Source organism: Arthrobacter sp. SPT-J7 (genome assembly GCF_059089965.1).
Map to the genome: position 1 here is coordinate 1 of NZ_JBNHFF010000257.1, position 4,421 is coordinate 4,421.

The 4,421-nt window shown below is 66.1% G+C and carries 4 protein-coding genes; 2 read left to right on the forward strand and 2 right to left on the reverse strand.

Going from position 1 to position 4,421, the window contains the following annotated elements; genetic code table 11:
* Positions 1-142: 142 nt before the first annotated feature.
* Both AC5RWX_RS30785 and AC5RWX_RS30790 read right to left on the reverse strand, forming a co-directional pair.
* Positions 143-2,311, reverse strand: a complete 2,169-nt coding sequence (locus AC5RWX_RS30785) for a DEAD/DEAH box helicase (protein WP_494100000.1) — start codon at positions 2,309-2,311, stop codon at positions 143-145.
* 407 nt (positions 2,312-2,718) lie between these two features.
* Positions 2,719-3,375 (reverse strand): MOSC domain-containing protein, encoded by a 657-nt coding sequence (locus AC5RWX_RS30790; RefSeq protein WP_494100001.1) that lies wholly within the window; start codon positions 3,373-3,375, stop codon positions 2,719-2,721.
* Positions 3,376-3,543: 168 nt separating this feature from the next.
* Here AC5RWX_RS30790 and AC5RWX_RS30795 point away from each other — a divergent pair, with 168 nt between their 5' ends.
* Both AC5RWX_RS30795 and AC5RWX_RS30800 read left to right on the forward strand, forming a co-directional pair.
* Positions 3,544-4,182 carry a Tat pathway signal protein gene (locus AC5RWX_RS30795; protein WP_494100002.1) on the forward strand — a complete coding sequence of 213 codons (639 nt, stop codon included), beginning with the start codon at positions 3,544-3,546 and terminating at the stop codon, positions 4,180-4,182.
* A 2-nt stretch (positions 4,183-4,184) separates the two neighbouring features.
* On the forward strand, positions 4,185-4,421 hold a 237-nt coding region (locus tag AC5RWX_RS30800), incomplete at its 3' end, for a glutathionylspermidine synthase family protein (RefSeq protein WP_494100003.1).

Here is a 4,421-nt window from a genome sequence, read left to right on the forward strand (position 1 = left end):
CCCCCCACTCCCCCTCGACGGGGCACACAGCAGGTAGTAGCCCTCACGCCGCCGCCCCCGCCGTCGTCCGTACGCCGTTAAACGCCGGTGGGCCGGCTCAAAAGCCGGCCCACCGGGGGAACGTGTCAGACTGGCTGACGGTTTACCACTTGCCCTTGCGGTTGAAGTCGCGCTGTCCGCCCTCGTTGCCGTGGCGGGGCTTGCGGGAGCCGTCGCCGTGGCCGCCGTAGCGGGAATCGCTGGCCTGGCCGCGGGTGGCACCGCTGTCAGCGCTGAAGGAACGCTCGCTGTACGAGCGGCCGCCGCGGTCCGCGGAGCTGCGCTCGCCGTCGTTCTTCCGGAACTCCTTCTTGAAGCCGCCGTTGCCCTTGAAGTTGCCGCCACGGTCGCCGCCGCGGTTGCCCTGGTAGGCGCCACGGTCGCCTGAGGGCTTGCGCCCGTTGTCCAGCTCGAGGTGGATCAGCTCGCCGCCGATCCGGGTGCGGGACAGGGCACGCAGCTGCTCGGGGCTGAGGTCCGCCGGCAGCTCCACGAGGGAGTGGTCCGAGCGGATGTCGATGCCGCCGATCTGGGCCGAGGAGATGCCGCCCTCGTTGGCAATGGCGCCTACGATGGAGCCGGGCATAACGCGCTGGCGGCGTCCGACGGCAATCCGGTAGGTGGCGTTGCCCTCGGTGAGCGTGCGGGTGGGCCCGCGGGAGCCGAAGCCGTCCTTGGCGCGTTCGCGCTTCTGGAACTCGGGAGCTGCAGGCAGTTCCTTCACCAGCAACGGCTGTCCGCCCTGCGCCATGACGGCAAGGGCTGCCGCGATCTCCGAAGCCGGAACGTTGTGCTCTTCCTCATAGGAAGCGATGAGGTCGCGGAAGGGGGCCACATCCTCGGAAGCGAGGGTTTCCGTGATGCGCTCGGCGAACTTGCCCAGGCGCAACGTGTTCACGGTCTCGGCGGTCGGCAGGTGCATCTGCTCCACCGGCTGGCGGGTGGCCTTCTCGATGGAGCGCAGCAGGTACTTCTCCCGCGGCGTCATGAAGAGAATCGCGTCACCGGAACGGCCTGCTCGGCCGGTGCGTCCAATGCGGTGGACGTAGGACTCGGTGTCGTGCGGAATGTCGTAGTTGATCACGTGGCTGATCCGCTCGACGTCAAGGCCGCGGGCCGCGACGTCGGTAGCAACGAGGATGTCGATGCGGCCTTCCTTCAGCGCGTCGACAGTGCGCTCACGCTGCTGCTGCGGAATGTCACCGTTGATCGCTGCTGCCTGGAAACCGCGGGACTTCAGCTTGTCAGCCAGGTCCTCGGTGGCCATCTTGGTGCGCACGAAGGCGATAACGCCGTCGAACTCTTCAACCTCGAGGATCCGGGTCATGGCATCGAGCTTGTGCGGGCCCATGACCTGCAGGTACCGCTGGCGGGTGTTGGCGCCGGTGGTGGTCTTGGACTTGACGGAAATCTCGGCCGGGTTGTTCAGGTACTGCTTGGACATGCGGCGGATCTGGCTCGGCATGGTGGCCGAGAACAGCGCCACCTGGCGGTCCGACGGCGTCTGCTGGAAAATCTGCTCAACGTCCTCGGCGAAGCCCATGCGCAGCATCTCGTCAGCTTCGTCCAGCACCAGGTACTGGAGTTCGGACAGGTCCAGGGAACCCTTCGAAATGTGGTCGATCACGCGGCCCGGGGTACCCACAACAACCTGGGCACCGCGGCGCAGGCCTGCAAGCTGCGGGCCGTAGGCGGAGCCGCCGTAGACGGGCAGGACGGTGAAGTCGTCGATGTGCTTGGCGTAGGAGGTGAAGGCCTCCGCTACCTGGAGCGCGAGTTCGCGGGTGGGTGCCAGCACCAGGGCCTGGGTCTTGCGGGACGGGCCGTTAAGGTCGTGGAGTTCGGCCAGGCGGGACAGTGCCGGTACTGCGAATGCTGCAGTCTTACCGGTGCCGGTCTGGGCGAGGCCAACAACGTCGCGGCCTTCCAGCAGCAGCGGAATGGTCGCTGCCTGGATGGGGGACGGCTTTTCGTAGCCGACGTCCTGCAGGGCGGCGAGCACGCGGCCATCAATGCCGAGGTCGGCGAACTTGATGCCTCCTTCTTCCTCAGCGTTGGCTGCGGGAGCGGCCGGTGCTTCTACGGAAGCTTCGGCTGCGGGAGCGGCCGGTGCTTCTACGGAAGCTTCGGCTGCGGGAGCGGCCGGTGCTTCTACGGAAGCTTCGGCTGCGGGGGCGGGCTCTGCTGCGGGGACAGCGGCCTCGGTGAATTCGACGGCGGCGGTTTCGCTGGTTGCCGCTTCGAAGGTGGAGTCGTTTTGATTTTCGGGCATAGGGGAATATTCCTCATCCATAGGGGGCCAGGCGGCACTACCCGAGGTGAGCGGAGCCGCAGTACGTGTGCCGTGGGTGCCGGGCAAACGTTGACCGGCCGGTCACATAGAAGTCCGGCGCTTTCGCAATCCCGTGGCAGGACTTCCCGCTGCATCTCTTGGCTGCTATCCCAGCAGTCTGTACAGCGTTTTCTTTAGCCGGCTCTCCCTATGAAAATGCCCGCATCGCATGTGCGGGCCCCAACACTTGCCAGTCCTGCCTCAAAAATTGGGCAGGAATAAGGGATTTCCGGAGTGGGGGATATTTCTAGTGTAGGGCACGGACCGGTCCCGCTGGTAATTGGAAGCACGACGGCAGCGGTGAGGTTGCCCACACGGCTCCCCTGGCCAGCCACCGGGTGTTGCTGTTACCGGCCCAACTGCCGCTCCAGCGCCGCGAACTTCCGCTTGAATTCAGGCTGCTGCAGCCGGATCTCGCCGTCGGCGTCGGCGCTACGCAATGCTTCCATGGACTCAAGGTCCGGTGCGCTGAACCACTTGCCGACGGTAACCCCGTGCCCGGGAACGTACGTCCGGTGGATATGGTCCCCTGCCAGGATGGTGCCCACGCGGATCACCCGGAGGTAGGCGCCCACCCGGCCCTCACCGGTGAAGCGTTTGGCAAACTGCGGTTCCCCCAGCCGCCGCTGGAAGGTGGCACAGGGTGTGCGCGGGGACGTAACCTCCACTTCCACGTCGAGGCCGATTTTCCAGCGTTCGCCGATCACGGCCGCGGTGGCGTCGATCCCGGCGACGCGCAGGTTCTCGCCAAAAATTCCCGGCGGCAGGTCGCGCTGGAGCTCAGCCGCCCAAAAGTCGGCGTCCGCTTGGGAGTAGGCGTAAATGGCCTGGTCCGGCCCTCCGTGGTGGACCCGGTTCGCCTGGATGTCGCCCTGCAGGCCCAGCTTGTGCACCTTCACCGGCCCCTCCACCGCACGCTTGTCGATGGCAGTCACGCCCACGCTGGAGGCATCCGGAACGAGCTGGTGGACACGGCAGACGGCAAGCACAGAAGCGGTTTCCATGGGACCAGTGTAGATTTCCGGCGCTGCCCGCGGCGGTTACCCCGCCATAAGCAGTTCTCCCGGCTTTCCTGCTCGCAGCAGCAGGCTGCAGGGACTACGCTGATTTGAGGATTGCAATTGGGGGTGCAGCGCTGTGCCCAATTCACGTGGACAACTGAGGGGGACGCCGTGGACCCGAAAAAGGACCCGGAGCACGATCCAGCCAAGGGCGATGGCCAGCAGGCTGGCGCGGCGGGCAGCTCCGGTGCTGCACCGGACGGCACCCCGGCACGGGACGCCTCCAAGCCTCCCCCGTGGCAAGTACCCAAACCGGAACTGCGCCCGGAACTCCTGAGCGAACCAGTCACACCGGTGGACCCCTTTGCCCGTGACCGGGAGAAGCAGCAGACTGAGGCGGCGGCACGGAAGAAGCGCTCCCAGCGCCGCACCGTAGTGGTGGGCTTGGGTGTGACGGCCCTGCTTGCCGGCACCATCACAGCAGTTGTGGCCAGCAACCAGGATGAGCCGGAGTACGCGCAGGTGTGTTTTAACGACGAAACCGGCGAGCGCGTCGAGGATACCAACTGCAACAGCTCCGCCGGCCGTGGCGGCGGCATCTACGCCTGGTACTTTTTTTCGCGCGGCGCCTTTGTCCCTGCAGTGGGACAGAACCGTTCCACCGCCCCCAACTTCACCCGGACGGTGCCCAGCGGCGCCAAAGCCTCCACCGGTTACAGCACCAAAGGCGGCACCGTCAGCCGGGGCGGCTTCGGAACCAGCGCCAAAAGCGGTACCAGTGGTGGCGGCGGCAAGGTTTCGGGGGGTTAGGCGTGAAGCGGCTGTTGTCTGAGCCCAGGCCGGGGTGGAAGCAGAAGATTGAAGAACAGGGCCTGGTGTTCTCCACCACCACCATGCCGGATGGCCGCAGGATCGAATACTGGAATGAGGCCGCCTACTACGAGTTCACCCTGGACGAGGTGGAAACCCTCGAGGCAACCGCCGAGGATATGCACAAGATGTGCCTGGAGGCCGCCCGGTACCAGGCCACCGGCGCCAACGGGGACATA

Excerpts from the sequence above, each read along its gene's own strand:
- AC5RWX_RS30785 (WP_494100000.1), bottom strand. The coding sequence starts at position 2,311 with ATGCCCGAAAATCAAAACGACTCCACCTTCGAAGCGGCAACCAGCGAA.
- AC5RWX_RS30790 (WP_494100001.1), bottom strand. The coding sequence starts at position 3,375 with ATGGAAACCGCTTCTGTGCTTGCCGTCTGCCGTGTCCACCAGCTCGTT.